The sequence below is a fragment of the Butyricicoccus faecihominis genome, assembly GCF_014648015.1.
Lineage (GTDB): Bacteria > Bacillota > Clostridia > Oscillospirales > Butyricicoccaceae > Agathobaculum > Agathobaculum butyriciproducens.
The window spans coordinates 221789-248116 of record NZ_BMQH01000001.1; the positions used below are offsets into that span (position 1 = coordinate 221789).

General features: G+C 56.1%; 24 protein-coding genes. 9 read left to right on the plus strand and 15 right to left on the minus strand.

Annotation, left to right across the window (positions count from 1 at the left end):
• Positions 1 to 230 precede the first annotated feature (230 nt).
• Complete coding sequence (gene guaA, locus IEY11_RS00945; protein WP_117491254.1) at positions 231 to 1787, minus strand: glutamine-hydrolyzing GMP synthase; 1557 nt, start codon at positions 1785 to 1787, stop codon at positions 231 to 233.
• Between the two features lie 205 nt (positions 1788 to 1992).
• On the opposite strand from guaA, the gene IEY11_RS00950 reads away from it, so the two are divergent.
• From IEY11_RS00950 to IEY11_RS00960, 3 genes are all read left to right on the plus strand, one after another.
• Positions 1993 to 2928 carry an S-layer homology domain-containing protein gene (locus tag IEY11_RS00950; RefSeq protein ID WP_118729483.1) on the plus strand — a complete coding sequence of 312 codons (936 nt, stop codon included), beginning with the start codon at positions 1993 to 1995 and terminating at the stop codon, positions 2926 to 2928.
• A gap of 86 nt (positions 2929 to 3014) precedes the next feature.
• A complete protein-coding gene (locus tag IEY11_RS00955) occupies positions 3015 to 4367 on the plus strand; it encodes an MATE family efflux transporter (protein WP_407926632.1) in 1353 nt (450 codons plus the stop codon).
• A gap of 16 nt (positions 4368 to 4383) precedes the next feature.
• A complete protein-coding gene (locus IEY11_RS00960; protein WP_188885496.1) occupies positions 4384 to 4668 on the plus strand; it encodes a hypothetical protein in 285 nt (94 codons plus the stop codon).
• A gap of 55 nt (positions 4669 to 4723) precedes the next feature.
• Here the strand turns inward: IEY11_RS00960 and IEY11_RS00965 are convergent, their stop codons facing one another.
• Positions 4724 to 4897, minus strand: a complete 174-nt coding sequence (locus tag IEY11_RS00965) for a DUF1540 domain-containing protein (protein ID WP_118285538.1) — start codon at positions 4895 to 4897, stop codon at positions 4724 to 4726.
• A gap of 133 nt (positions 4898 to 5030) precedes the next feature.
• Here IEY11_RS00965 and IEY11_RS00970 point away from each other — a divergent pair, with 133 nt between their 5' ends.
• The 6 genes from IEY11_RS00970 (at position 5031) to IEY11_RS00995 (ending at position 10356) form a co-directional block, all read left to right on the plus strand.
• On the plus strand, positions 5031 to 6233 hold the full coding sequence (locus tag IEY11_RS00970; RefSeq protein WP_188885497.1) for a class I SAM-dependent methyltransferase: 1203 nt from the start codon (positions 5031 to 5033) through the stop codon (positions 6231 to 6233).
• A 213-nt stretch (positions 6234 to 6446) separates the two neighbouring features.
• Complete coding sequence (locus IEY11_RS00975) at positions 6447 to 6761, plus strand: hypothetical protein (RefSeq protein WP_188885498.1); 315 nt, start codon at positions 6447 to 6449, stop codon at positions 6759 to 6761.
• Between the two features lie 30 nt (positions 6762 to 6791).
• On the plus strand, positions 6792 to 7031 hold the full coding sequence (locus IEY11_RS00980; RefSeq protein ID WP_118479984.1) for a helix-turn-helix domain-containing protein: 240 nt from the start codon (positions 6792 to 6794) through the stop codon (positions 7029 to 7031).
• Between the two features lie 108 nt (positions 7032 to 7139).
• The gene (locus tag IEY11_RS00985) at positions 7140 to 8141 is read left to right on the plus strand and encodes a Gfo/Idh/MocA family protein (protein ID WP_188885499.1); all 1002 of its coding nucleotides are present in this window, start codon (positions 7140 to 7142) and stop codon (positions 8139 to 8141) included.
• 20 nt (positions 8142 to 8161) lie between these two features.
• Complete coding sequence (locus IEY11_RS00990) at positions 8162 to 9295, plus strand: Gfo/Idh/MocA family protein (protein WP_188885500.1); 1134 nt, start codon at positions 8162 to 8164, stop codon at positions 9293 to 9295.
• 134 nt (positions 9296 to 9429) lie between these two features.
• Complete coding sequence (locus IEY11_RS00995) at positions 9430 to 10356, plus strand: hypothetical protein (protein ID WP_118285535.1); 927 nt, start codon at positions 9430 to 9432, stop codon at positions 10354 to 10356.
• A gap of 269 nt (positions 10357 to 10625) precedes the next feature.
• Here the strand turns inward: IEY11_RS00995 and proS are convergent, their stop codons facing one another.
• From proS to IEY11_RS01060, 13 genes are all read right to left on the minus strand, one after another.
• A complete protein-coding gene (gene proS, locus IEY11_RS01000) occupies positions 10626 to 12065 on the minus strand; it encodes a proline--tRNA ligase (RefSeq protein WP_110436840.1) in 1440 nt (479 codons plus the stop codon).
• Positions 12065 to 13834 (minus strand): S-layer homology domain-containing protein, encoded by a 1770-nt coding sequence (locus IEY11_RS01005; protein WP_188885501.1) that lies wholly within the window; start codon positions 13832 to 13834, stop codon positions 12065 to 12067. The genes proS and IEY11_RS01005 overlap by 1 nt, the downstream gene beginning before the upstream one ends.
• 94 nt (positions 13835 to 13928) lie before the next feature.
• Positions 13929 to 15683: a threonine--tRNA ligase gene (gene thrS, locus IEY11_RS01010; protein ID WP_118358849.1), complete on the minus strand. Its 1755-nt coding sequence runs from the start codon at positions 15681 to 15683 to the stop codon at positions 13929 to 13931.
• Positions 15684 to 16136: 453 nt separating this feature from the next.
• Positions 16137 to 17393: a methionine gamma-lyase family protein gene (locus tag IEY11_RS01015; RefSeq protein WP_188885502.1), complete on the minus strand. Its 1257-nt coding sequence runs from the start codon at positions 17391 to 17393 to the stop codon at positions 16137 to 16139.
• A gap of 107 nt (positions 17394 to 17500) precedes the next feature.
• Positions 17501 to 18295 carry a hypothetical protein gene (locus IEY11_RS01020; protein WP_188885503.1) on the minus strand — a complete coding sequence of 265 codons (795 nt, stop codon included), beginning with the start codon at positions 18293 to 18295 and terminating at the stop codon, positions 17501 to 17503.
• On the minus strand, positions 18292 to 19440 hold the full coding sequence (wecB, locus tag IEY11_RS01025; protein WP_119191094.1) for a non-hydrolyzing UDP-N-acetylglucosamine 2-epimerase: 1149 nt from the start codon (positions 19438 to 19440) through the stop codon (positions 18292 to 18294). Before wecB ends, IEY11_RS01020 begins: the two co-directional genes overlap by 4 nt.
• Positions 19433 to 20521: an MraY family glycosyltransferase gene (locus IEY11_RS01030; RefSeq protein WP_188885504.1), complete on the minus strand. Its 1089-nt coding sequence runs from the start codon at positions 20519 to 20521 to the stop codon at positions 19433 to 19435. Before IEY11_RS01030 ends, wecB begins: the two co-directional genes overlap by 8 nt.
• Before the next feature lie 18 nt (positions 20522 to 20539).
• On the minus strand, positions 20540 to 21550 hold the full coding sequence (gene trpS / locus IEY11_RS01035; RefSeq protein ID WP_110436847.1) for a tryptophan--tRNA ligase: 1011 nt from the start codon (positions 21548 to 21550) through the stop codon (positions 20540 to 20542).
• A gap of 287 nt (positions 21551 to 21837) precedes the next feature.
• Positions 21838 to 23070, minus strand: a complete 1233-nt coding sequence (locus IEY11_RS01040; RefSeq protein ID WP_243183926.1) for a peptidase U32 family protein — start codon at positions 23068 to 23070, stop codon at positions 21838 to 21840.
• Complete coding sequence (gene mltG / locus IEY11_RS01045; protein ID WP_188885506.1) at positions 23063 to 24316, minus strand: endolytic transglycosylase MltG; 1254 nt, start codon at positions 24314 to 24316, stop codon at positions 23063 to 23065. Before mltG ends, IEY11_RS01040 begins: the two co-directional genes overlap by 8 nt.
• A 24-nt stretch (positions 24317 to 24340) precedes the next feature.
• Complete coding sequence (locus IEY11_RS01050) at positions 24341 to 25231, minus strand: CPBP family intramembrane glutamic endopeptidase (protein WP_188885507.1); 891 nt, start codon at positions 25229 to 25231, stop codon at positions 24341 to 24343.
• Positions 25218 to 25790: a 5-formyltetrahydrofolate cyclo-ligase gene (locus IEY11_RS01055; RefSeq protein WP_188885508.1), complete on the minus strand. Its 573-nt coding sequence runs from the start codon at positions 25788 to 25790 to the stop codon at positions 25218 to 25220. The genes IEY11_RS01050 and IEY11_RS01055 overlap by 14 nt, the downstream gene beginning before the upstream one ends.
• Positions 25777 to 26328, minus strand: a complete 552-nt coding sequence (locus IEY11_RS01060; protein WP_118481238.1) for a DJ-1 family glyoxalase III — start codon at positions 26326 to 26328, stop codon at positions 25777 to 25779. Before IEY11_RS01060 ends, IEY11_RS01055 begins: the two co-directional genes overlap by 14 nt.

Here is a 26328-nt window from a genome sequence, read left to right on the forward strand (position 1 = left end):
TAATCGAGTCTGCAAATAATTTTGCGCATAAATCTTGACAGGATCCCACTCGTCTGTATAATAATTTGACTGTGTGTATACACATTAACACAAAAAGAAGCCGCCAACTCGGAATGGGCAAGCGAGTTGGCGGCCAATTTTTTAGGATGTTTCGTATTCGAAAATTACTAACGTGTTACAAAAGTGTTGCAAAAATTTTTTTGCGTTTTCAAGGTGTTAGCCAGAGAAGATTATTCCCACTCAATCGTAGCCGGCGGCTTACTGGTAATATCATACACAATACGGTTTACGCCGACAACCTCGTTTACGATACGGCTGGAAGCCTTATCAAGCACCTCGTACGGGATGCGCGCCCAGTCAGCGGTCATGAAGTCGCTGGTGGTTACGCCGCGCAGCGCGAGTGCGTAATCGTAGGTGCGGCTGTCACCCATAACGCCTACGGTGCGGGTGTTGGTCAGAACGGCAAAATACTGGTTGATCTCCTTGTCCAGACCTGCATTTGCAATCTCCTCGCGGAAGATTGCGTCTGCCTCACGCAGAATGTCGCACTTCTCCTTGGTGATCTCGCCGGTAATACGGATGCCGAGACCCGGACCCGGGAACGGCTGACGCATAACCAGCTGCTCGGACAGGCCCAGCTCAAAGCCGAGCTGACGAACTTCGTCCTTGAACAGCATGCGCAGCGGCTCAATGATCTCCTTGAAGTCCACGAAATCCGGCAGACCGCCTACGTTGTGGTGGCTCTTGATGACAGCGGCATCGTCCTTGCCGGACTCGATCACGTCCGGATAGATAGTGCCCTGTGCCAGATAGTCGATCTTGCCGACCTGCTCACCGATCTGCTTGCCCATCTTCTCAAACGTGCGGATGAACTGTGCGCCGATGGCCTTGCGCTTGTCCTCCGGATCGGTCAGACCCTTGAGAGCTCCGAGGAATGCGTCCTCCTCGTTCATGCGGATCAGGTTGATGTCCCACTTGGAGAAAGCTGCCTCAACCTCATCACCCTCGTTCTTACGCATCAGACCGTGGTCTACGAATACGCAGGTCAGCTGATTGCCGACTGCCTCAGCCAGCAGGGCCGCTGCAACCGAGGAGTCAACGCCGCCGGACAGCGCCAGCAGAACCTTGCCGTCGCCGACCTTCTCGCGGATGGCCTTGATGGAGCTGTTCTTGTAGTCACCCATGGTCCAGTCGCCTTTTGCATGGCAGACTTCATAAAGGAAGTTCTTCAGCATGAGCGAACCGTTCTCGGTGTGGTTTACCTCCGGATGGTACTGTACGCCGTAGAAGCCGCGCTTCTCGTCAGCGATGGCAGCGGTCGGGCACATATCGGTGTGAGCGACCAGCTCGAAGCCCTCCGGCACCTTTGCCATGTAGTCGCCGTGGCTCATCCAGGAAATGCCCTGCTCCGGCAGACCCTTGAACAGCTTGCAGTCCGTGTTGTAGAAGGTCTCGGTCTTGCCATACTCGCGCGCCGTATCCTCCTGCGCTGCGGTTACCTCGCCGCCGAGGGTATGCGCCATAAGCTGACAGCCGTAGCAGATGCCCAGAACCGGTACGCCCAGCTCGAACAGAGCCGGATCACACTTCGGGGATTTTTCCTCGTAAACGCTGTTCGGACCGCCGGTAAAGATGATGCCGATCGGATTGAGCGCCTTGATCTCCTCAATCGAGGTCTTATAGGGCTTAACCTCACAGTAAACATTATGTTCGCGGACGCGTCGTGCAATCAGCTGATTGTACTGACCGCCGAAGTCGAGCACCAGAACAAGCTGATGATTTTCCATCGCCAATCTCCTTTCTGTTTTCCCAATGTATATATAATAGAATTATGCCACATTTCTGCGTTTTCGGCAAGGGCTTTTGCGGAATTTTCCGTTTCCCGACAGGAAGAAAACATACACAGACCGGAATTCTGCCGATCCGGTATAAAATTTAACAGCCGCGTGCATACTTTCCGATAGAAGAAACGACCGGAAAGGGTGAAGGATTTTGAAAAACAGGCAGATTCGCATCATTGCGGTGCTGCTCGCAACCGTGCTCGCCTATGCGGGACTGATCGGCGCTGCCGCAGTAACTGCACAGGCGGCGGACAATGCACCGGTGGTGCAGCCGGTCACGGCGCAGACCTGCGTGGATATCGCCGTGGAGGCCAGGCTGTCCGCGACCGACGCGGATAACGACGTTGTGCTCTATCAACTGACCGAAAAGCCGCGGCTGGGCACAGCGAAGATCGAGGGCAGTACCTTATATTACACACCGGGCCGCAAAGCCGGACGCGACAGCTTCCGCTATACCGCCGTGGATGCCGAGGGCAATACAGCGCAGCCTGCCGCTATCACGATTGAAATCAAAAAGAATAAGACCGGACTCACCTACTCGGACATGGACGGTGATCCGGCACATTACGCGGCGATCTATCTGGCGCAGAAAGGCGTAATGACCGGAGAAACCATCGGCAGCTGTGCGTTTTTCCATCCCAGCCGAGCGGTAACACGCAGTGAGTTCATCGCCATGACAGCCGCCGCGGCAGACCTGTCCGTTGCGCCGACAGAACAGACCGATTTTGCGGACGACAGCGGACTTTCTGCGTGGGCCAAGCCGTATATCAGCGCCGCAGCCGCAAACGGACTGGTCAGCGGCTACGCGACCGCCTCCGGCGTGAGTGAGATTCGCGGCGAGAAACCCATCACAGTCGCTGAAGCCGGCGTGGTGCTCGATCACCTGCTTGACGGCACGCTGAGCGGTGTGCAGTACGCCTGGTCGATGTCCGACCATTCGCCGCAGGACTGGGCACAGCCGGCAATGAGCCGTCTTGAACGGGTCTCCGTGCTCACCTCGGCGCAGGCGCAGAATCCCGAAACTCCGCTCGACCGCCGAACGGCGTGCGAAATACTGTACCGCGCACTGATTTTGCTGGATTCTTGACGAAAATCAGCAGCAGTGATACAATAAAGCAGGGAGAAGCTTGGACTTCTCCCTGCTTTTTCTGATTTTGAAAGGACTGTATTCGTTTGCAGCAAATCGACTTTTCTCAGGGCAGCATCCGCCGCAGGATACTTGCGGTGGCCACACCGATGCTGATCGCGCAGCTGCTCAATCTGCTGTATAATATTGTAGACCGTATTTATATCGGCAAGATCCCCGGCGAGGGCACGCTTGCGCTGGCGAGTATCGGCTTGTGCTTCCCTTTTGTGACGCTCATTACCGCGTTTGCCAATTTGTTCGGACTGGGCGGTGCTCCGCTCTGCGCGATGGCGCGCGGCAAAGGCAACCGTGAAGGCGCACAAGGCATCATGGTCAACGCCGGCTTTATGTTGCTGCTGAGCGGTGCCGTGCTGACCGTGCTCGGCATCGCGTTCCATCGCCCGCTGCTGTACCTGTTCGGCGCCAGTGAGGTAACGTACCCGTATGCGTCCTCGTACATCGTGATTTACTTGCTCGGTACGCTATGCGTCATGCTGTCGCTCGGTCTCAATCCGTACATCAACTGTCAGGGCTTTGCCCGAATCGGCATGCTCACCGTGGCGCTCGGCGCGGCAGCCAACATCGTGCTCGACCCGATTTTCATTTTCGCACTGCACCTCGGCGTGCGCGGCGCTGCTATCGCAACCGTACTGTCGCAGTTTCTGTCTGCTGCATGGGTTGTCAAGTTTTTAACCGGCAAAAAAGCCGAGTTAAAGCTGGATTTCCGCGGTTTCTGTCCGGACTGGCACTGTATCCAGCACATTACCGTGCTCGGCATCGCCAGCTTTGTCATGTCGTTTACGGATATGCTCGTGCAGGTGGCGTGCAATTCCATGCTGCGCGGTTTCGGCGGAGACCTGTACATCAGCGTCATGACCGTACTTAACTCCGTGCGCCAGATCGCACAGACGCCGGTGCTCGCCATCGCGGATGGTGCATCTACCGCCATCAGCTACAACTACGGCGCCGGTCTGTACAAGCGCACCCGAGACGCTATCCGGTTTATGACGCAGATTGCTATCGGGTACACCATGCTTGTCTGGATGCTGGTCTCTCTCTTTCCTGCCCTGTTCATCCGCATTTTCAATCAGGACGCGGAACTGGTCGCGGCGGCTGTTCCGGCGCTGCACATTTACTTTTTCGGCTTTGTGATGATGGCGTTCCAGTATTCCGGTCAGAGTACGTTCCGCGCGTTGGGCCGGGCGAAATACGCGGTGTTCTTCTCTCTCTTGCGCAAGGCGTTCATTGTTGTGCCCCTGACTTTGCTGCTGCCGTACTGCTGGAATCTCGGCGTGAGCGGCGTATTTGCAGCAGAGCCGGTGTCCAACTGCATCGGCGGTCTGGCGTGCTACTTGACCATGCGGCATGTGGTGATGCCGGAGCTTAAAATGGAGAGTTGAAGATGGAGGATGGAGAATGAATAATCAGTCGCAGAACACTTCGTTTATTTTTCTGGATTTGGGACAGAACGGTCAGTGCCTGCTGTCTGTTCCGGCGTTTGTCGCCGAAAATGCGCGAGTCTATCAGGCTGAATTTGACAAATGGCTGCAGTCATCGACCGAGCATGATTACTGGGTTACTGCGCCGGACGGCACAAAGGCACTTTGCTTCGACGGCGCGGAAGCCTTTGTGGCGTGGCTCAATCAATATGTTCTGCAGGATTCCGAGGTCAAAGCACAGCGCATTCCAACGAATAGGTAAACCCGAAAAGGGAGTCGGACAAATCCGGCTCCCTTTTCGGCATTGCGAGGGGAAATCAGCAGCACTTTCGCTGGAAGGACTTACAGTCGGTGCACTGATCCACCGTTGGATTAGCCTCGTGCGTGCCAACGGTAATGCTGTCCAGCGCACAGTAAGAAGCGGTCGGACAATGGTTTGCGCACTGCTCCACCGTGCAGTGGATAGACTTGTTGCAGCGATCGTTACTCATAGAGAATGACCTCCTTTTGTGATTTCGGTAATATTATCTCACTCGTTTCCACAAATTATACTTTGGAATTGCGGAAATGCTTTCCGTTGTGCTATACTAAAACAAAAACATTACAATAAAGGTTGTGACATCCATGCAAAAGGGAGATTCCGCGAAGCTCAAGCTGCTGCTGGCAGGCATTTCAGCGCGGCTGACCAAAAACCGCGATTTTTTTGTGCAGGCAGACTGTACTCTGGTTTCCGGCAAAAAGAAATTTGACGCAAAGCTGTCCCGCGCGGACGAGGACTACACGCTGCATTTTCAGGGCAGCGACCGCCGCGTAGACGCGGCTGAATTCTGTACCTTCTTTGCCGAGCAGGCCGAGAAATACGACGAGAGCGTGCTCACCTACACCGAGCGCAGCACGGTTGTTACGCTGTCCGTGACGGCACGCGGCGTGCAGATGAAGCAGGCCGAGCGCGAAGCGACCGCCGAGGAAAAGGCGGCTGCCGCCAATCCGCTGCTCGACAGCGGCCGGCAGTACCTCATTCGTGTCGATCAGGCGGCAGCGCTGCTGCGCGAGATCGGCATCCTAACCGCAGACGGCAAGCTGAAAAACGACATGATCCGCAAGTACAATCAGATCGACCACTACGTCGAACTGGTTGCGCCGATGTTCGAGCAGGATGACAGCGACGAAATTGTGCTGCTGGACTGCGCCTGCGGCAAGTCCTACCTCAGCTTTGTCATGAATTACTATATCCACGAGGTGCTGCATCGTCGCTGCCGCGTTATCGGCGTGGATATCAAGGAGCACGTTATTGACGAGAGCCGTGCGATGGCGAAGCGTCTCGGCTACCACAACATGACATTCATTTGTGCGGATCTGCGGACATATCAGCCGCCGAAAAACGTTACCGCTGTGATTTCGCTGCACGCGTGCGATATTGCGACCGACCTTGCGCTCGGTACGGCAATCCGCGCCAAGGCGAAATACATCGCATGCGTGCCGTGCTGCCACAAGGAACTGCTCGATCAGTACACCATGCCCGGACTCGAGCCGCTGACCAAATTCGGCGTATTCAAGGCGCGCTTTAACGATGTGCTGACCGACAGCATGCGTGCGCTCAAACTGGAAGCCGAAGGCTACAAGGTGTCTGTCGTTGAGTATATTTCGCCGCTCGATACCCCGAAAAACCTGCTCATCCGCGCAACGCGAACCGGCAAGGCAAACAACCGCGCGAAAGCCGAGTACGATGCCGTGCGCCGCACGCTCGGCACGACCTCGGAGCTTGACCGTCGGTGCGCGGAACTCGACAACGAGTTTTTCGTCACCGATGAGGATTTGATGGGTTAATCCCCCGTTTTCCATGTGCATTTCAGACAATCTGCCGGATAGGCTCTTACTCTTTGAGCAAATCCGCATTATAATTTTTGTATACTCTCATGGAGGTGATGCCTGTGAAACCACCCGACAAAGGCCTGCCGCTCTCGTCGTATGTGGACTTTACCATTCCATCTCCGTTTGCGCGGGAGCATCTGTAGTACCTTATCCAATACAGACGCTACCATGAACTGCCGCCTTCCCCACCGGTATTACGTCACCGGGTCGACCGAGCTCCTCTGGTTTCACTTTTCCGGCGGCGAAAGCGCGGCTTATGTCCGGCTGCTGACCGGCGGCACCGGCATCTGCTTTGATGGGAATCATGAGATTCTCCCGTATTTTGAGCAGATTTTCTACTACGGTGACAAGCAGGTGTACAATGAGCACCGCATTTCGGTCGGCGTCCAATCCGTGCTGTGCTGTCTTGCCGCGCCGGACACCAAGCCGGATATTCCCGAGGTGATTCGTCCGGCGGTCGAGTATATCGCTGAGCACTTCTAGGAAGAGGTCACGCTCGAAACACTTGCCGATTTGTGCCATGTAAGTGTCACGCATCTCATTCGCTGTTTTGCCAGGTACATCGGCTTCCGTCCGCATGATTATCTGCAGGAGCAGCGTCTGCGTCACGCAAAGGTGCTGCTGACCGGTTCGGCGCTCTCCATCGAGCAGATCGCCGAGCAGAGCGGCTTCAACAGCGCAAGCCACTTTTCCCGCGTATTCCGCAGCCGCGAGAAAATGACGCCGAGTAAATTCCGCTCCATAAACTTCTGATGTTAATTTCTGCATAGAACAGGTTAATTTTCTGACGTAACTTTATGCAATTTTGTTCTATAATAGAGGCATAAAGTGAGCCACGCAGAACAAAAGGAGGCACAGATCATGGAGAAGAAAACGATTTCGGCAGGTATCATCGGTGCGGGCGGCTCTATCGGTCAGGAGCACCTCAAGCGACTGACCAAGCGGATCGACGGCGTTGCTGTCACCGCGCTGTACGATATCAATAAGGAAAAGACGGATGCGCTCGCTGCTGCATACGGTGCGGAGAGTATGGAGAGCGTGGACGCGCTCATCGCATCCGACAAGGTTGACGCTATCGTCATCACTGCGTGGGACGGCGTTCATGCCGAGATGACTAACAAGGCCATCGCAGCCGGCAAGCCGGTATTCTGCGAAAAGCCGTTGGCAACCACCAAGGCGGACTGCGCCGAGATTGTCCGCATTGAGCAGGCTGCCGGCAGGAATCTGGTGCAGGTCGGCTTTATGCGCCGCTATGACCCGGATTACCGTAAGATCAAGGCCATTCTGGATTCCGGTGAGCTGGGCAAGCCGCTGATGGCGCACTGCATCAGCCGCACGCCGCGCATCGCAGCCGGATTTACCAACGCCATGCAGGTAACTAATGTGCTCATCCACGAGATCGACCAGTTTCGCTGGCTGTTTGGCGAGGAGCTTGTCCGCGGTCAAATGCTGGCGGCACGCAACACCGCGTTCGCTGCTGACGGTCTGAATGACCCACAGCTGGCGCTCATGTGGACCGAGAGCAACATCCTGATTGACGTGGAATGCTCGGTCAACAGCTATTACGGCTACGAGATCGGCATGGAAATTGTATGTGAAAAGGGCACAATCCGTCTGCCGCTGCCCGCAGAACCAATCGTCCGTTCGCGTCTCAAGGTCGGCAATGAGATTATAGACAACTGGGCAGAACGTTTCCCGAAGGCTTATGATAATGAGCTGCAGCACTGGATCAACCATCTGCGCGGCATTGAGCCGACCGCAGGTCCGGGCAGCAAGGACGGCTTTGCAGCCTGCTGCATCGCGGATGCAATGATCGCATCGCAGACCTCGGGAAAGGTAGCGGCCGTAAACTTTGATATGTAAAATGTAAGGAGTAATTACTTATGCTGAAATTTGGTATGATCGGCGGCGGGCTTGGTTCATACATCGGCAAATTCCACCGCTGGGGCGCTATGCTGGACGATTCCGCCGAGTTGGTCTGCGGCTGCTTCTCCCGCAGCATGGATAAGAACCGCGCGACCGCTGAGGCGTATCACCTGCCTGACACCAGCCGCGTGTATGCGGATTTTCACGAAATGGCAGACAAGGAGTCCGCGCGTGAGGACGGTATTGATTTTGTCTCCATCATGACGGCAAACGATATGCATTACGAGATTGCAAAGTGCTTTCTTGAGCATGACATCCACGTTATATGCGACAAGCCGCTTGCGCTCCGCACTGAGGAAGCCGAGGAACTTGCCCGCATTGCAGAGGAGCGCGGTCTGCTGTTCGGCATAACGTATTCGTACACCGGCTATGCGCTCATCCGTCAGGCGCGTGAGATGATTCGCGCAGGTGTAATCGGCGATATTCTGCACGTCCGCGTGCAGCATCCGGAGGACTGGGTCATTTCCGGTGCGGTTGATGGCAAGGTGGACACCTCGGCATGGCGTTTTCAGCCGAAAAAGGTCGGTTCCTCGCTGTGTGCAAACGATCTCGGCACACATGCAGAGCAGATGGTAACGCAGTTTACCGGTCTGCACGTCAAGCGCGTGCTGGCGATGATGGATACCTATCCGCGTGATCTGCCGCTCGATACCAATGTAAATGTGCTGATGGATTTCGGGGGCGGCGTAACCGGTACGCTCTGGGCATCCCAGATTGCGATTGGACACGAGTGTGACAGCGGCATCTACGTCATCGGCACCGAAGGCTCGCTCGAATGGACCGCGACCGACTGCGACCACCTGATCTACACGCCGCGCAGCCAGCCGAGTCAGCGGCTGTCCGCCGGTGCAGACTATCTGCTCGATGCCAGCACGCGGCTTTCCCGCGTCGGTGCAGGCCATAATGAAGGCTTTATCGAGGCGTTCTCGAATATTTACCGTTCGTTCTGCAATGTGCTCTCCGATCGCAAGGCAGGTCGTGAGAACACGACCGACACCTTTCCGACTGTGGCGGACGGCGTGCTCGGCGTTCGCTTTGTCGATGCCTGTGTGCGCAGCCATAAGGCCGGAGGCGTCTGGATGGACGTATAAAGCAGCCCCCTCCCTCTTTGACGGAAGTCCCCCTGTATTGAAGGTACAGAGGGACTTCTTAATGTAACACCCCGGAAAATCTCCGAATAGATTGATACTGAAGTTGCTTCAATTTTTGTTTGGAGGTAATATACATGGCTGAAAAAGTTTGCTGCCCGGGTCCTATCGGCGGCAATAACGGCAACAGTGCAGGCGGCTTCCGCGAAGCGGTCTGCGTCCACACCAAAAAGGTTTATGACTCCTGCCGCAGCAAGGAGTGCCTGCGTGACATTCGCGTGTATCTCACCCGCGATGCGCAGGAGCTGATCAATGCCGGCGGCATTGCATCTGTGAAGCCGCGTGAAGCAGAACTGCTCTGTGTTTCTATTGATGTTGAGCGGATTCAGTTTAATCGAGGTTTCTACAGCGTTGATATCCGCTTTTTCTACCGCATTGAATGTGAAATCAGCTGCGTAATCGGTCGTCCGCGTATTGTGGACGGTCTGGCGGTATTTGACAAACGCGTTGTACTGTTCGGCGGTGAAGGCGGCGCGCGCATCTTTTCTTCGCAATATATCGAGGACGGCCGCGATGTGCAGCTGCGGCCTGACAGCAACAAGCCGACTGCAGTCGTAGAAGTCGTTGATCCGATCATGCTGGACGCGCGTGTGGTAGCGCCGGAAACCAGCTGCAACTGCTGCTGCTGCGCTCTGCACGAAGTACCCCGTTCAATCTGCTCGTGCTTCGGCGGTGACGATCTCGTGCTCAGCAACGATGGCTATCAGCTGTTCGTAACCCTCGGTCAGTTCTCGATCATCCGGCTCGAGCGCGACATCCAATTGCTCATGCCCGCTTACGACGTATGTCTGCCGCGGCGCGACTGCTCGAACAGCGGTGTCGGCGGTGAGCAGGACCCGTGCGAGATCTTCTCGAGCTTTGACTTCCCTATCGACGCCTTTTTCCCGCCGCAGAGCGACAAGGCAGGCTGCCTGTTCACCGGCAGTGCCGGCGTAAATGACAATCGCAGCGGCTGCGGCTGCGGCAATAACAATTCCTGCAGCGGCAATAATTCCTGCAGATAATCATCTTTACCCGTTTACGCGCAGCAGTTGACATGCGGCTGATGGATAGCGTACAGCTCGAGATACTCCGGTTCGGGTCTCTTGACCGAAACTATGAATGTCAATGAATATTTGAGCCGCTACTTGTGTTACTATCAGAACCAGTAAATAGCCTTTCACTGCCGCACAAACCGTTCGATCTGCTGAAAAATTTCTCTATTGGTGCAAAAAGTCCCTCATCGACTGATGAGGGACTTTTCCTGTGCAGTTTTTTGGTTCTGAGACTTCGCTTAGTACGCGATGCCCCAGACAACCATCTTGTTTGCAGGCTTGCCACAGACCGGACAGGTATCTGCGATGTGCTCCTGCTCGAACGGCATGCAGCGGCTCGGCATACCGGTCTCTTCCTTGACCTTCTCCTCGCAGGCGAGGTCGCCGCACCACATGGACTTGATAAAGCCGGTGTGCTCAGCAAGGATGGACTTCATCTCGTCAAGAGACTTTGCGGTATAGGTATGCGCCTCGCGGTTTGCGAGCGCCTTCTCATACAGCGACTTCTGGATATCCTCCAGCAGTGCCGGAATGGTCTTTTCGAGATCCTCGAACTTAACAACGGTCTTTTCGCGGGTGTCGCGGCGAACCAGTACGCACTGACCCTCAGCGATATCGCGCGGACCAACCTCCAGACGAAGCGGAATGCCCTTCATCTCGTACTCGGCAAACTTCCAACCCGGGGTATTGTCGCTCAGGTCGATCTTGGCACGGATACCCGCTGCCTTGACCTGCTCGTACAGCTCGGTTGCCTTCTCCTTGACGCCTTCCTTGTGAGCCGCAACCGGAATAACAACCAGCTGGGTCGGAGCGATGCGCGGCGGCAGAACCAGACCCTCGTTATCACCGTGCGTCATGATGATCGCGCCGATGATACGGGTGGAAACGCCCCAAGAGGTCTGATACATATACTGCAGGGTGTTGTTCTTATCGGTGTACTGCATGCCGAATGCGCGTGCAAAGCCATCACCGAAGTAGTGCGAGGTACCGGACTGCAGAGCCTTGCAGTCGTGCATCATAGCCTCGATGGTGTAGGTATTCTCTGCACCGGCGAAGCGCTCCTTCTCGGTCTTTTCGCCCTTAACGACCGGAATGGCCAGCCATTCCTCGAAGAACTTCGCGTAGATGTTCAGCATGCGCAGAGTCTCTTCCATAGCCTCCTCAGCGGTAGCATGAACGGTATGACCCTCCTGCCACCAGAACTCACGGCTGCGCAGGAACGGACGGGTGGTCTTTTCCCAGCGGACAACCGAGCACCACTGGTTGTACAGCTTCGGCAGGTCGCGCCAGGAGCGAACGATCTTTGCGTAATGCTCGCAGAACAGCGTCTCCGAGGTCGGACGAACGCACAGACGCTCCTCCAGCTTGTCGTTGCCGCCGTGTGTTACCCATGCACACTCCGGCGCGAAGCCTTCAACGTGGTCGGCTTCCTTCTGCAGCAGGCTTTCCGGGATAAAGATCGGCATTGCCACGTTCTCGTGACCGGTCTCCTTGAACATGCCGTCCAGCGTGTGCTGGATGTTCTCCCACAGCGCCTGTGCGTACGGACGCATGATGATACAGCCCTTTACAGACGAATAATCGGCCATTTCAGCCTTTTTAACAATATCTGTGTACCACTGCGCGAAGTCCACGTCCATGGACGTGATCTCGCTGACCAGCTTTTTCTTTTCTGCCATTATTCTTCACCTTTCTGGTTCGCAATAATCTTATCTATTTTCTCTTGTTCGTTTTCCAGCGCATCGTTGCCCCAGATGTAGAATACATCATCGGTTGCCGACCGAACGGTAATATTTCCGTCTTTCAACAGGCAGGTATAGTGTCCGCTTCTATGGCCCTCTGTCGGAATAGCGATTGTGAAGCGAACAGCACCGCTTTTGACCGTCTTTACCTCGTCGATCAGAATGTCATCGAGTGTTGCAAGCGTGGTCTGCGTTCCATCCGGCGCGATACGCACGAGCATATCACCGGCCATGTATCCGATACCATCCGAATAGTATTCCGTCCGCTCAGATTTATCGCAGGAAACAGCATAATAAGCCCCATCGGCATCCTGCTTTACGCCGATGACCGGAGAGTCTGTCACCTGTACCAGACGGCCGTTCTCTTCGCGGTACAGCCCGGCTGTGCCCCAGAACAGCACACCGTCACTGCCAAATATCTGCGGTGCAAAATGCTTGCGCACCTCGGCATCATCCGACTGATACGCATTCGAGATGGTATAGCGGTCTGTCTTTTGACCGTCCCAGTTATACGCCGTCAGCACGGTCTCGTCCGCCGTACATTTCTGCGTAACAGTCATGCCGTCATCCGTCAGCCGGCAGATACCCGCTGCCACGCCCAACGGCTCCACCCCTGTTTCAGTGAGCTTATAACTGGTCGTCTCGTCCGTGCAGATGATGCAGCCGTGTGCGCTCTGATAAACAGTGCGTTCTGCCCGCTGCTGCTGTGCTTCGGTCAGAGTCAGTTCGGTTTTGACCGTATCGCTGCGTACCGAGCACAGCGAATACGTTTCCGTTTCCTTGTTGAATATCAACAGATAGTCGGTTTCTCCGGCGCTGCCGAGATATTCCACAGAACTTTCTTTCGGCAGCGAGAGCACTTGCGTCAGCGCCATCGTCTTGCTGTCCATGAAGTACAGGATCAAGTCCGACTGCCTCATATCACTCTGCGCATAACGGTCTGTACCGCTGACAGGCTGCACGCCATCAATCGGACACTGCGCCACTGTCACATCTGCAATCTGGCAGACGAATGGCGAAGCAATCAGGTTCCATTTGCCATCGTACTGGTAATCATTGCTGTAATCACGCGGCAGAACGTCCCATGCCGCATTTTTGAACTGTTCCGCCGTGAAAACGCCGTCGTCGATCAGCTTTTCCGCCACACTGCGGTCGCTTTCATCGCCATTTTTCGCGTAGTTCGTACTGAGCAGCCGCGCCGAGAGCGAAACCGCATCTCCGCGGATAAAGCCCTCCTCATCCGTCTGCCGTACCTCATCGTTATCGACAAAAGCCGTACCCTGATAGCTGTCCGCATCCAAATGTGCCCGCGTCAGAAAAATGCAATACTGGTCGCAGGTGACATTGCGCTGCGAGCCGTACAGTGTCGCGGAAACGCCCTTGGTCAAACCATTCTGATACAGCCAGCCGACGTATTTGTCCGCCCACTGCGGTACATCGGTAAACGGATGCTTCCAGTTTCCTGCCAGCGCGGTCTTTTCTGCGCCAAGCAGGCGGGTCAGCATCACCGAGGCCTCTGCGCGGGTCATGGATTTCTCCAGCGCAAAGCCCTTGTCGGTGCCTTTAAACAGCCCGAGATCGTAAAGCATCTGCGCCTGCGCTTCGGTATCGCCGGGATAGCTGTTGTTGATCGTACCAACCTGTGCCGCACCGGCGGCACAAGTCATCAGACCTGCCATCAGACACGCGAAAACAAATTTTTTCATGTTGCACCCTCCCTGCATACATGACAAAACTCTATGAACCTTTATTCTATTGTGACGGAGAACGGAATACAGCTTCCGCTCTCCGTTTTGCTGCTTACTTCAGCTTATTCTCAACCTCATATGCGAGCTTCTCGATAAACTCGCCGGTCTCCATAGCGGTGGTCTCGCCGGTCTTGCGGGTACGAACCGAGATAACACCCTTTTCCTCGTCCTTGTCGCCAATGACGATCATATACGGAACCTTGTGAACCTGTGCTTCGCGGATCTTATAGCCAATCTTCTCGTTACGCTCGTCCATGGTTACGCGGAAGCCCTTATCGGTCAGCTGCTTAACAACCTCCTGTGCGCACGGAATATTGCGATCGGTCATCGGCATAACGCGAACCTGCTCCGGTGCGAGCCAGGTCGGGAATGCGCCTGCAAAATGCTCGGTGATAACGCCGATGAAGCGCTCAATAGAGCCGAGGACAACGCGGTGGATCATAACCGGACGGTGCTTCTCGCCGTCTGCGCCGGTGTACTCAAGCTCGAAACGCTCGGGCAGCTGCATATCCAGCTGGATGGTGCCGCACTGCCAGGTACGGCCGATGGAGTCTGCCAGATGGAAGTCCAGCTTCGGGCCGTAGAACGCGCCGTCGCCCTCGTTGACAACGTAGTCCTTGCCAATCTCGGTGATTGCTTCTGCGAGGGTCTTCTCAGCGAACTGCCAGTCCTTGAGGTCGCCCATGTGATCCTCCGGCATGGTAGACAGCTCGATCTGATAGGTCAGGCCAAAGGTGGAGTAAACCTCATCGAACAGACGGACAACGTTCTTGATCTCGTCCTTCATCTGGTCCCAGGTCATGAAGATGTGCGCGTCATCCTGCGTGAAGCAGCGCACACGGAACAGACCGTGCAGTGCGCCGGACAGCTCATGACGGTGTACCAGACCCAGCTCGCCGACACGCAGCGGCAGCTCCTTGTAGGAGTGCGGCTGAGCCTTGTAGACCAGCATACCGCCCGGGCAGTTCATCGGCTTGATTGCGTAATCCTCGTCATCGATGACGGTGGTGTACATGTTCTGCTTGTAGTGATCCCAGTGACCGGAGCGCTCCCACAGCTTGCGGTTGAGGATCATCGGGGTGGAGACCTCAACGTAGCCGTAGCGCTTGTGTACCTCGCGCCAGTAGTCGATGAGGGTGTTCTTGAGGGTCATGCCGTTCGGCAGGAAGAACGGGAAGCCGGGGCCTTCCTCGGTCAGCATGAACAGGCCGAGCTCCTTGCCCAGCTTGCGGTGGTCACGCTTCTTCGCTTCCTCCAGCATGTTGAGGTACTGGTCGAGTTCGTCCTTCTTCGGGAATGCGGTGCCGTAGATGCGCTGGAGCATCTTCTTGGAGGAATCGCCGCGCCAGTAAGCGCCGGTGACGTTCATCAGCTTGATGCCGTTGCCCTTTACGCGGCCGGTGGAGTCCAGATGCGGGCCTGCGCACAGGTCGGTGAACTCGCCCTGCTTGTAGAAGGAAATGGTAGCGTCCTCCGGCAGATCGTTAATCAGTTCTACCTTGTACGGCTCCTCGCGCTCTTCCATGAACTTGATGGCTTCCGCGCGCGGCAGCTCGAAGCGCTCAAGCTTCTCCTTCTCCTTGCAGATCTTACGCATCTCTGCCTCGAGAGCATCGAGGTGCTCCTGCGTGAAGGAGAACGGCGCATCAAAATCGTAGTAGAAGCCGTTGTCGATGGACGGACCGATGGCCAGCTTGACCTCCGGATACAGGCGCTTTACTGCCTGCGCGAGAATGTGCGATACCGTGTGACGGTAGGTGTCTCGGTATTCCTTGTTCTCAAACGTGTACTTGTTATCTTCGGACACTTTTATTCAGACCTTTCTTGTGAATTAGTAGTTAGTAATTACTAATTAGATGTAACACATTACATTTTGCTGCACAGCAACAAAAAAGCGCTCACCCCTGGTAAATTCAGGGGTGAGCGCTTGCCCACGGTTCCACCCTGCTTGCAGTCCCTTGAAGGACTGCCGCTCGGAGTTCTTAACGCGAACGACACGGCACAGCATACTGCGGTTTTCCGCTGTGCGGCTCGGGAATCGGTACTGTTTTCTCCGCATTGCGTGTGCTTGCAGCCGTGGCGCACGCTCTCTGATAAATGCTTTTCGGAAAACAGGATTTCCGTCATTGCCTATAACTTAATAAATACAAATTTATTATAACGCTCATATCCGCGCTTTGTCAACCGATTTCGCATGAAAAATGAGGAATTGAAAAATGCAGAATAACATCATTCTCCATTTTCCATTCTCAATTCTCCATTACTGTGCCTTTGCCTTGGTAATTTTATCTGCAGCAAGCAAAATACCCAGCTTGCCGGACTCATACGTCAGGCCGCCCTGCATATAGCAGACATACGGCTCGCGCATCGGTGCATCGGCGGAAAGCTCAATGGACGCGCCCTGCACGAACGCGCCTGCAGCCATGATAACCTGATCATCGTAACCCGGCATTGCCCACGGCTCCGGCGTTACATAGGAATCGACAGGTGCACCGGCCTGAATGCCCTCACAGAAGCGGCGCAGCGGGTCAGGCGCACCGAACGCGATGGTCTGGATGATGTCGTAACGCGGCTCCTCTGCCTTCGGGCTTACCTCGTAACCGAGCTTTTCCATGACCTTTGCGCAGAACATCGCGGTCTTGATGGCCTGCATGGTGACATGCGGCGCCATGAACAAGCCCTGATACAGCAGGCGGTTCTGACCCATCGTACAGCCGCATTCACCGCCGATGCCGGGTGCGGTCAGCTTATAGGAGGCGTTCTCGACCAGATCCGCACGGCCTGCAATATAGCCGCCGGTCGGGGCCAGACCGCCGCCCGGATTCTTGATGAGCGAGCCTGCGATGATGTCCGCACCGACCTGCGTCGGCTCGATCTCCTCAGTGAATTCACCGTAGCAGTTATCGACCATGATCGCTGCAGTCGTATTGACCTCACGCACGGCCTTGCAGATTTCGCCGATCTCCTCAACGGAGAGTGTCTTGCGGACGCCGTAGCCGCGGCTGCGCTGGATGAATACCAGCTTGATATTCTCATCTGCAGCCGCTGCCTTGATGGCAGGCAGGTCAGGTTCGCCGTTCTTGAGGTCAACCTGCCTGTAGCCGATGCCGTAGCTTTTCATGCTGCCGCAGTAATCGCCGGTGATGGTGTTCTGCAGCGTATCATACGCCGGGCCGGTGACGGACAGCACGGTGTCGCCGGTCTTGACGGCGGAAAACATCGCGCAGGACAGCGCGTGCGTGCCGTTTACAAAGCCGATACGCACGAGTGCGGCCTCGGTGCCGAAAATATCGGCGTAGATCTTGTCGAGCGTGTCACGGCCGTAGTCATCGTAGCCATAGCCGGTCGTACCGGCAAACAGGTTGTCGGATACACGGTTCTTCGCAAATGCCGCCAACACCTTCTCGGTGTTGCGGTCACAGATCTCCTCGAGACGCTCGAAATACGGACGGATCTCGCGTTCAGCCTCACGGCCGAGCGCACGAATCTCCGGTGAAATCTTAATATATTCAGACATTTATGTGTAATCTCCTTCTATCAGAGTGAAGAGTGGAGAGTTAAGAGTGAAGATAACGAAACGGTTTCGCTGTCTCTCTACTCTGCAATCTCCACTCTCCACTTTTTCTATATAACGCTTTCGCCGTCCGGCAGCGTAAACAATTCGCTGTCCGGCGTTTCCGTGCTGAGCTCGCTGACGGTGACTTTGCGCGTCAGCGTATCGCCGTCATAGAACGACGCCTGCGCCAGCAGACCGCTGACCGTTGAAACGGCATATACGCAGCGGTAGCCGTCCTGCTCAAACGTAACGGCAATACACGGTTCACCGTTAATGTCCTGCCGACCGGCAGCAGTCAACTGTACTTCGTCAGCCAGAACATCCTCGTACGTCGGCAGCATAGCAGTTGCGTCATCGGTTAAATCGCCGGCTTTGCCCTGATAAGCAGTGCTGTCCCCTGCATTCCACGCATACACCTTGCCGTCCGGAACGCGAATCAGCGTAGACTGCACCTGATTGTCACTGCCGAGTGTATCCGTGCGCATAACATTATCCCGCGCATAGCGATGGCAGTACAGAGTCGCCGAGCCGCCATCATAGTAGATCGTGTTCTCGATCCTGCTGCTGTATGCCGCCGGACGTGCGAGCGTCGCAATGACGGTCTTGGCGTTATTGACATCAATGGTAATATCATCCACACTCTGCCCGGTGAGCAGCGCACTGCCTGTGCCAACCGTTGGCGAATCGCCCTCACTGCCGGGCAGGATAATGCCGGTGCTGCTGCCGTGCATCCAGCTGGAGGACAGCACAAAGCTGAGCACCACCAACAGCACGAGCACAGTAGCGCCCGCAGCCGCAATCTTCGGCGTAGTGTCCGGCAGATAGTGTTTCGGTGTGTGCTTCTCTTTTTTTACGGGTTTCACGGGTTAAACGGAGCCGGACCGTCCTCGCGCAGACCAAAATACTGCTCGATCGCCTGCACGATACGCTGCGAGGTCTTTCCGTCGCCGTACGGATTGACAGCGTGCGCCATTTTTGCGTAAGCGTCCTTATCGTCGAACAGCTCGCGCGCGAGTTTAACGATATTAGCCTGCTCCACGCCTGCCAGCTTGACCGTACCTGCCTCGATGGCCTCCGGACGTTCGGTCTCGCGGCGCAGCACCAGAACCGGCTTGCCGAGGCTGGGCGCCTCCTCCTGCAGTCCGCCGGAGTCGGTCATGATGAGATAGCAGCGTGCCATCAGGTTATGCATCTCGTCCACGGCCAGCGGATGGATGAGGTGAATGCGGTTATTGCCGCCGAGGAATTTCTCCGCAGTCTCGCGGACATACGGGCTGAGGTGCACCGGATAAACGAAATGTACATCCGGGTATGCCTCGCTCAGCTCGGCAATGGCGCGGCAGATATTCTCCATCGGCTCGCCGTAGTTCTCGCGGCGGTGCGCGGTAACGAGGACAACGCGGTTGTTCTCGAAGTCCAGCGTTTTGAGCTGCTCATCACGGAACTCGAAATCCGGCTTTACGGTCATGTGGATCGCGTCAACAACCGTGTTGCCCATGACAAACACGCCGTCTGTGATACCTTCCTTCGCAAGATTATCACGGTTGCGCGGAGTCGGCGCAAAATGCAGCGTTGCAATCTGACCGGTCAGCTTGCGGTTCATCTCCTCCGGGAACGGGCTGTACTTATCGTAGGTACGCAGACCGGCCTCTACATGGCCGACCGGCACCTTGTGATAGAACGCCGCAAGCGCACCAGCAAAGGTGGTCGAGGTATCACCGTGGACGAGCACGATGTCCGGCTGTGCCTTTTCGAGCACCTCATCCAGACCGTGCAGGCTCTTCTCGGTGATGGTCGCCAGCGTCTGACGCGGCTGCATGATGTTCAGGTCATAATCCGGCTTAATATCGAAAATATCGAGCACCTGATCGAGCATCTCACGGTGCTGCGCGGTAACACACACAATGGATTCGGTGTTTTCATTCTGCTCAAGCGCGTGCACCAGCGGCGCCATCTTAATGGCCTCCGGGCGGGTGCCGAAAACCGTCATTACCTTGATTTTATTCATCGTCTTTATCCTCCTTGTTTTCGGGAGCGTGTTTGCTCCAGTGTTCCGCACCGTAAATGATGCCTGCGCCTACCAGAATCGCGGCCAGAACCGCCAGCAGCAGCACGATCGCCTTAACCTCGCCGGACGAGGTGAGCACCACGGCAGTCAGGCCGAGTGTTGCGCTGATAGCGTACAGGATAGCAACCGCCTGCTTCTGGTTGAAGCCCATGTCGATCAGCTTGTGATGCACATGGCCGCGGTCCGGACTCATCGGACTTCTGCCTGCCGCCACACGACGGATGATGGCGTTGGCTGTATCAAAAATCGGCAGACCGAGAATCAGGAACGGCACCGCAAACGAGATGACTGCGTAGAATTTGAACAGACCCATGATGGACACGGTCGCCAGCATGTAGCCGAGGAAGGTCGAGCCGGTGTCGCCCATGAAGATCTTAGCTGGGTTGAGGTTGTACGGCATAAAGCCGATGCACGCGCCGGCGAGCGCCGCCATCGTGATGGCAATCGGCATGTTGCCGGTCAGCAGCGCAACAGCAAGCATGGTAATCGCCGCAATAGACGAAACACCGACCGCAAGTCCGTCCAAACCGTCAATCAGGTTTACCGCATTCGTGATACCGACAATCCAGATAATCGTGACCGGCACTGCCAGAATGCCGAGATGGACAAACGGCGTATCCGACAGCGGATTCAAATTGGTGAACAGACCAATCTGCAGATCGCCGATGCAGACCGGAATAGCTGCCGCCACAATCTGCACCACGAATTTGAGCTTGGCGCCGAGCGCCAGCACATCATCGAAAATGCCGAGTGCGACAATGATGGCCGCTCCGAGCAGGACGCACAGCATGGTCTCATCAAGCTGCCCGAAAATCAGAATCGAGCACAGGAAGCCGCCGTAAATGGCCAGACCGCCCAGCCGCGGGATCGGTTTTTTGTGCATGCGGCGTGCATCCTTCGGCACGTCGATCGCGCCGACTTTGTGTGCAAAGTTCTTGACCGGCGGTGTGAAAAAATAGCTCAGCACGGCAGCTACGGCAAACGCTGCAATGATCGTGCCGATAACAATATATTCAGACATGGTTTACTCCCTTTTGGCTCAGCGTGCGACAAAGCCTACCTTTCGATAAACCTTATCCAGCGTTTTACGCGCCAGATAGGAGGCCTTCTGTGCGCCCTCCTTGTAGACCTGCTCCAGATAATCCTTGTTGTTCAGCAGATCGGTGGTCTTTTCACGAATCGGACGCAGCAGCTCGACAACGGCCTCGCCGACTGCGGGCTTGAACTCACCGTAGCCCTTGCCGTCAAACTCGGCTGCTGCCTGTTCGATGGTCTTACCGGTCGCCAGAGCGTAAATCTGCAGCAGGTTGGAAACACCCGGCTTGTTCTGCGGGTCAAAGATGATGCGGGAATCCGAGTCGGTAACCGCACGCTTGAACTTACGCATAATGTCCTCCGGCTTGTCCATCAGCAGGATATAGCCGTTCGGGTTCGGGTCGGACTTGCTCATTTTGCTGTTCGGGTCAACCAGGCTGGTAATCTTGGCACCCTCGCCAACCTTCGGGTAGTAGCCCTCCGGAATGGTAAAGGTGTTCGGATGCAGATTGTTGAAGCGGTTTGCAATGTCGCGGCAGATCTCGATGTGCTGGCTCTGGTCCACGCCAACCGGAACAAGATCGGTCTGGTACAGCAGAATGTCTGCCGCCATCAGAACCGGATAGGTGAACAGACCGACATTGATGTTGTCCGCATGCTTGGCGGATTTGTCCTTGAACTGGGTCATGCGGGAAGCCTCGCCGAACATGGTGAAGCAGTTGAGCACCCACGCCAGCTCCGCATGCGCAGGCACATGGCTCTGGATGAACAGAATGCTCTTTTCCGGGTCCAGACCGCAGGCAATGTACTGCGCGATCAGTTCAAGCGTTGCACGGCGGAGCGCCGCAGGCTCCTGCCGGACCGTGATGGCGTGCTGATCGACCACGCAGTAAATGCAGTTGTACTGCTCCTGCAGGATCGGGAAATTGCGGATAGCACCCAAATAGTTACCCAGCGTCAGCTTGCCGGACGGCTGCACGCCGGAGAAAATCGTTTTTTTCTGGTTATCGCTCATGTATATACTTCCCTTGCTTAGAATTTTTCGGTTCAATTCACCCCGAAAGGTTTCCATACTTAATTGTAATGATACCACACTTTAGGAAAGGTTGCAACCGTTCAAAAAGTTAGGAGGCAGGAGTGAGAAGATAGGAGTGGACAATGATGAACGTTTTCCTCAGGGGCGCACAGTGTGTGCCCGTCCCAGCGGCCTGCAACGGATAAAGAAAAAGGGCGCACACTGTGCGCCCCTGCGAGAGAGCTGAAGGCAGGAAAACTCCTGCCTCCTAACTCCTCACTGTTTGTTTACTCCGGTCTTTCTTTGGCCTTCCGCAAAATGGCCCACTCGCTGACCTTGAACGGGAACACAAAGTGTACGCGCATCTGCGGCACGTTGAACAGCTCACGCTTCGTGCCCTCGTCATCGGTGACGTTCTCCGCGCGGAACACATACGGCGCCTGACCCGGCTGGATCAGCTCCAGCTCTTCCCCGTCGAAAAAGCGGTTCTTGAGTGCGAACACGGCTTTGCCGCTGTCGTCACACTCGACCGGCATGCCGACAACCTCGTACTCGCGGATATACTGGCTGTCGCCGTAATGCTGTCCGTTTTCCTGATTGCCGAAGTAGAAGCCGGTGTAATACTCGCGGTGGCTGACCTTATTGACCTCATCGCGGCAGAACTGCGGCAGAACGAAGTTTTCCGGGTCCTTTTTATAGGTGTCAATCGCGGCACGGTATGCACCGGTGACACAGGCTGCATAGTACGCAGTTTTGTTGCGGCCCTCAATCTTGAACGAGGTAATACCGGCCTCGATCAGCTCCGGAACGTGCTCGATCATGCACATATCCTTGGAGTTATACAGGTAGGTGCCGCGTCCGTCCTCCTCGACCGGGAAGAACTGCCCCGGACGCTTCTCCTCCATCAGAGAATAATTCCAGCGGCACGGCTGTGCACATGCGCCGTGGTTGGCGTCGCGGCCGGTCATGTACTGCGAGATCAGGCAGCGGCCGGAGTACGAAATGCACATGGCACCATGAACAAAGGCCTCAATCTCGAGTTCCTTCGGGGTTTTGGCACGGATTTCGGCGATCTCCTCAAGAGAAAGCTCACGCGCAAGCACGATACGCTCGGCGCCTTCATCCGCCCAGTAGTTTGCCGCCTCGTGGTTAAGGATGCTGGTCTGGGTCGAGATGTGCACCGGAACCTTGGGCGCGTATCTGCGCGCCATGCGCAGCACGCCTACATCCGCGATGATGAGTGCGTCCGCGCCTGCGTCCTGCAGCAGCTCCAGATAGGCCGGAAGCGCCGGAAGGTCGCGGTTGGACGGCATAATATTGACTGTAATGTAGCACTTGACGCCGTGCGCATGCGCGTAGGCAATGCCCTCGCGCAGCGCATTATCGTCAAAGTTGGTTGCAGCGGCACGCATGCCGAAGCGCGTTCCGGCCATATAGACCGCATCCGCGCCGTAGGCAATGCCAAACCGCATTTTGTCCAGATCGCCTGCGGGCGACAGTAATTCAGGTGTGTTATTCACCGGTTGCCTCCGTTGTCGTCGTGTCTGCCGAAGCGCTTGCAGCCTGCGCCTGTGCCTGATTGGAAGCCTCGATGTTGCGCTCGTGCTCCTCATAGCTGCTTGCAAACAGGTGCGAGCCGTCCGGCATAGCAACGTAATAGTAGTAATTGTTGTCCTCCGGATGGCTTGCTGCGTACAGCGAAGCATAACCCGGGTTGCAGATCGGTCCGGGCGGCAGACCCTTGTGGTTGTAAAGGTTGTACTCGGAATCCGATTTGAGATCCTCGTCACTCAGCTTGCCGCCGGTGCGTCCCAGACCATACAGAACGGATGCATCCACCTGCAGATACGGGAACTCGGAGGAATTGTTCAGACGGTTATAGATAACGCCCGCAATGCGTGCGCGCTCATCGTCACGCTGTGCCTCACGCTCAATGAGAGAGGCGATCGTGACAATATCGTGCATCGAGCGGCCGAGATTCTCCGCGCCGGACTTGATGTCCGCGTCATACTTGTTGCCGAAGTTGTTGAGCATCTTGTTGATGGTATCGACAACCGCAGCGTTGCCCTTGTATACCTCATAGGTATCCGGGAACAGATAGCCTTCCAGCCAGCCTTCCGCGGCCGGTTTTTCATCCTCAAGGAAATCGTGCTTGAAGGAATATTCATTCAGCACCTCATCCAGTGCATCCTCGGTGCAGATATGGTTGTCCAGCAGCACCTGACGGATCTGCGAGATGGAATAACCCTCCGGGATGGTAATCTGCACGGTCTCTGTGCTTGCAGTGTTGGTCAGCGCGTCTACGATCTGACCGTAGTCCATCGACGGGTTCAGCTGATACGCACCTGCCAGAACCGAGGTATCGGTCTGGTGCTTGAGCTTCAGATACAGCTTGAACACCGAATGATAATTGATAACGCCCTGGTCGTCCAGTTCCTTAGCGAGCGAGGATACCGAGGTGTTCTCCGAAACCGTAATCTCCTTGACCGCATCTGCCTTGACAAAGGCAAAAATGTCGTTTGCCATGAACAGCGCTGCAATCGACAGCACCAGCGAAACGCCGACTACTGCGATCATGTACACCATCGAGCCTGCACAGCCTGCGTTCATCCGGCGGCGGCTGCGGCGGCGTCTGGGCTGCTTCTGCGGCGGCTGCGGCTCTCGATCGTCATCGAAATGCTCCGGCGTGAACTGCTCAGGCACCGGGGGTTCCGAGCCCGGCAGCGGTACACGCCGCGTTTCATCGTTGTTAAAATGATTATCCATAATTCACCTCTCTGCGGGTCAGCCTCAGCCGATCCAGTAATTCAGAATGATTTTACCGGCAAATGCCAGCGCGAACACAATAAATCCGGGCTCTTTCACCAGCAGCCACAGGTCGTACCAGCCGGCGCTGACCTCAAAGCGCGGAATGGAACCGCGCGCCAGCATTTTCCCCAGCGTGTCCAACGTTAAGAACGCAAACAGCAGGAAAAAGAGCACAGTCAGCGGCAGCAGGATGTTCCAAATGCCAAACGGTGCATAGGTATCTGCCATCCACTGCATCAACACGGTGACAAAAGCCGCCGCAGCATGGGAAAGCACCGCCGCCCATATGGTATCAAACACATAGGTCAGATAGGTAAACGCCAGACCGGCGCAGAATCCTGCCGCCAGATCAAGCGGACTGCCGTGCAGCAGTGCGAACACGATGCCGCCGAACAGCAGGCACGCCGAGGTACCGACTTCTTCACCGTATACGCTGAACAGCGCACCGCGTAAATAGATCTCCTCGACCAGAGCTGCTATCACAACGCCGATCAGCAGCCGCCATGCAAACGACATACCGCCGAGCGGCATCGGCAGGGATGCAATCGTCAGCCGGAGACCGGTATGCGCCAGCAGACGGTATTCCAGCATGTTCAGGCTGAGGGCGGCAAATGCGGTCGCCGCGCCCATAAACAGGATGAGCAGCCAGCCGCCCTTACGCGGCATTTTGAATGCAAGCCGCTGCTTAAAGCGCTCCCGATCCATGCCGGGCAGCGCCATTGCAAGCGCCAGACCGAAGCACACGATCTCACCGAGCGCCATCAGCGACGGAGGCAGATTGAAGTGTGTGATCAGCTTTTCCATGCCTGTCAGCAGGCAGAAGCACACAAACAGGCTGAGGCCCGGCAGCAGTGTGCGTTTATCTTGATTCATCGGTGCGCAGCACCTCTCTTTCGGTGATAATGTAATGACAGCGGCGATCGAACGCCTCGCGCGGCAGAGTTGCGCTCATGCGCTGAGAGGCACACAGCGCCGCACAGACCGCGTTTGTCCGGCTGAGGAACCGATCATAGTAGCCGCCGCCGTAGCCGAGACGGTACCCTTTTCTGTCGCACGAGAGCGCAGGCGCAAGAATCAGGTCGATGTTCTCCGGTGCAATCTCGGGCGCCGTGTCGGACGGCTCCAGAATACCGTAGTGACCGGTCTGCAGCTCAGAGAGCGCGGTGATTTTCCGCGCGGTCATGCTGCCGCCCTTGCCGCACAGCGGCACGCAGACCGTCCTGCCGGACGCAAGCGCGTTTTCGAGTACCATGCGGGTGTCAATCTCCTCAGCAGTCGAAACATAGCAGAAAATGCATTCTGCCTGCTGATAGAACTCGCTTTGCAGAATGTTCTGTGCGATGGCGCGATCAATCGCCTGCTTTTCCACGGCGGACAGACTTGCCCGTTCGGCAAGATAGCGCCCCCGCAGCGTTTTCTTATCCGTACACATGATGTACGACCGACTCTGCGATCTCGTCTGCCTTTGCCTTGCCGCACAGCGCGGTAATCAGCTCACACGCGAAATCCAGTGCGCCGCCGACGCCGCAGCCGGTGATGATCTTCCCGTCGGTGACTGCGTTTTTCTTTTCCGGGGTCGAACCCTTCATGCCGTCCTCCATGCCCGGATAGCAGGTCGCCTTTTTGCCTTCGAGCAGGCCCATGCCGCCCAGAATGATGGACGGAGCCGCGCAGATTGCCGCAACGTACTTGCCTGCATCCGCCATCGTGCGAACCGCATCGGTGACGCGCTTGTCCGCGTACAGATTGGTCGTGCCCGGCATGCCGCCCGGCAGAACGAGCATATCGGCCTTTGCAAGGTCAAGCTCGTCCATGGACAGGTCGGTTACGACATTGATGCCGCGTGCACCGCACACGGTTGCACCGGTCACACCGACCAGCCTGGTCTCCACGCCTGCGCGGCGCAGAAGATCGACCGGAGTCAACGCCTCGACTTCCTCGAAGCCCTCTGCCAGTAATACATATACCAT

What these genes read in the sequence shown, in the direction of transcription:
- IEY11_RS00970 (WP_188885497.1), top strand. Translation starts at nt 5,031, where the DNA reads ATGCAAAAGGGAGATTCCGCGAAGCTCAAGCTGCTGCTGGCAGGCATT.
- IEY11_RS01030 (WP_188885504.1), bottom strand. Translation starts at nt 20,521, where the DNA reads ATGTCTGAATATATTGTTATCGGCACGATCATTGCAGCGTTTGCCGTA.
- IEY11_RS01005 (WP_188885501.1), bottom strand. Translation starts at nt 13,834, where the DNA reads ATGAAAAAATTTGTTTTCGCGTGTCTGATGGCAGGTCTGATGACTTGT.
- IEY11_RS00985 (WP_188885499.1), top strand. Translation starts at nt 7,140, where the DNA reads ATGGAGAAGAAAACGATTTCGGCAGGTATCATCGGTGCGGGCGGCTCT.
- IEY11_RS00960 (WP_188885496.1), top strand. Translation starts at nt 4,384, where the DNA reads ATGAATAATCAGTCGCAGAACACTTCGTTTATTTTTCTGGATTTGGGA.
- IEY11_RS01050 (WP_188885507.1), bottom strand. Translation starts at nt 25,231, where the DNA reads ATGAATCAAGATAAACGCACACTGCTGCCGGGCCTCAGCCTGTTTGTG.
- mltG (WP_188885506.1), bottom strand. Translation starts at nt 24,316, where the DNA reads ATGGATAATCATTTTAACAACGATGAAACGCGGCGTGTACCGCTGCCG.
- IEY11_RS00995 (WP_118285535.1), top strand. Translation starts at nt 9,430, where the DNA reads ATGGCTGAAAAAGTTTGCTGCCCGGGTCCTATCGGCGGCAATAACGGC.
- IEY11_RS01015 (WP_188885502.1), bottom strand. Translation starts at nt 17,393, where the DNA reads ATGTCTGAATATATTAAGATTTCACCGGAGATTCGTGCGCTCGGCCGT.
- trpS (WP_110436847.1), bottom strand. Translation starts at nt 21,550, where the DNA reads ATGAGCGATAACCAGAAAAAAACGATTTTCTCCGGCGTGCAGCCGTCC.
- IEY11_RS00990 (WP_188885500.1), top strand. Translation starts at nt 8,162, where the DNA reads ATGCTGAAATTTGGTATGATCGGCGGCGGGCTTGGTTCATACATCGGC.
- IEY11_RS01060 (WP_118481238.1), bottom strand. Translation starts at nt 26,328, where the DNA reads ATGGTATATGTATTACTGGCAGAGGGCTTCGAGGAAGTCGAGGCGTTG.
- IEY11_RS00975 (WP_188885498.1), top strand. Translation starts at nt 6,447, where the DNA reads ATGAACTGCCGCCTTCCCCACCGGTATTACGTCACCGGGTCGACCGAG.
- IEY11_RS00965 (WP_118285538.1), bottom strand. Translation starts at nt 4,897, where the DNA reads ATGAGTAACGATCGCTGCAACAAGTCTATCCACTGCACGGTGGAGCAG.
- wecB (WP_119191094.1), bottom strand. Translation starts at nt 19,440, where the DNA reads ATGAATAAAATCAAGGTAATGACGGTTTTCGGCACCCGCCCGGAGGCC.
- proS (WP_110436840.1), bottom strand. Translation starts at nt 12,065, where the DNA reads ATGGCAGAAAAGAAAAAGCTGGTCAGCGAGATCACGTCCATGGACGTG.
- IEY11_RS01055 (WP_188885508.1), bottom strand. Translation starts at nt 25,790, where the DNA reads ATGTGTACGGATAAGAAAACGCTGCGGGGGCGCTATCTTGCCGAACGG.
- guaA (WP_117491254.1), bottom strand. Translation starts at nt 1,787, where the DNA reads ATGGAAAATCATCAGCTTGTTCTGGTGCTCGACTTCGGCGGTCAGTAC.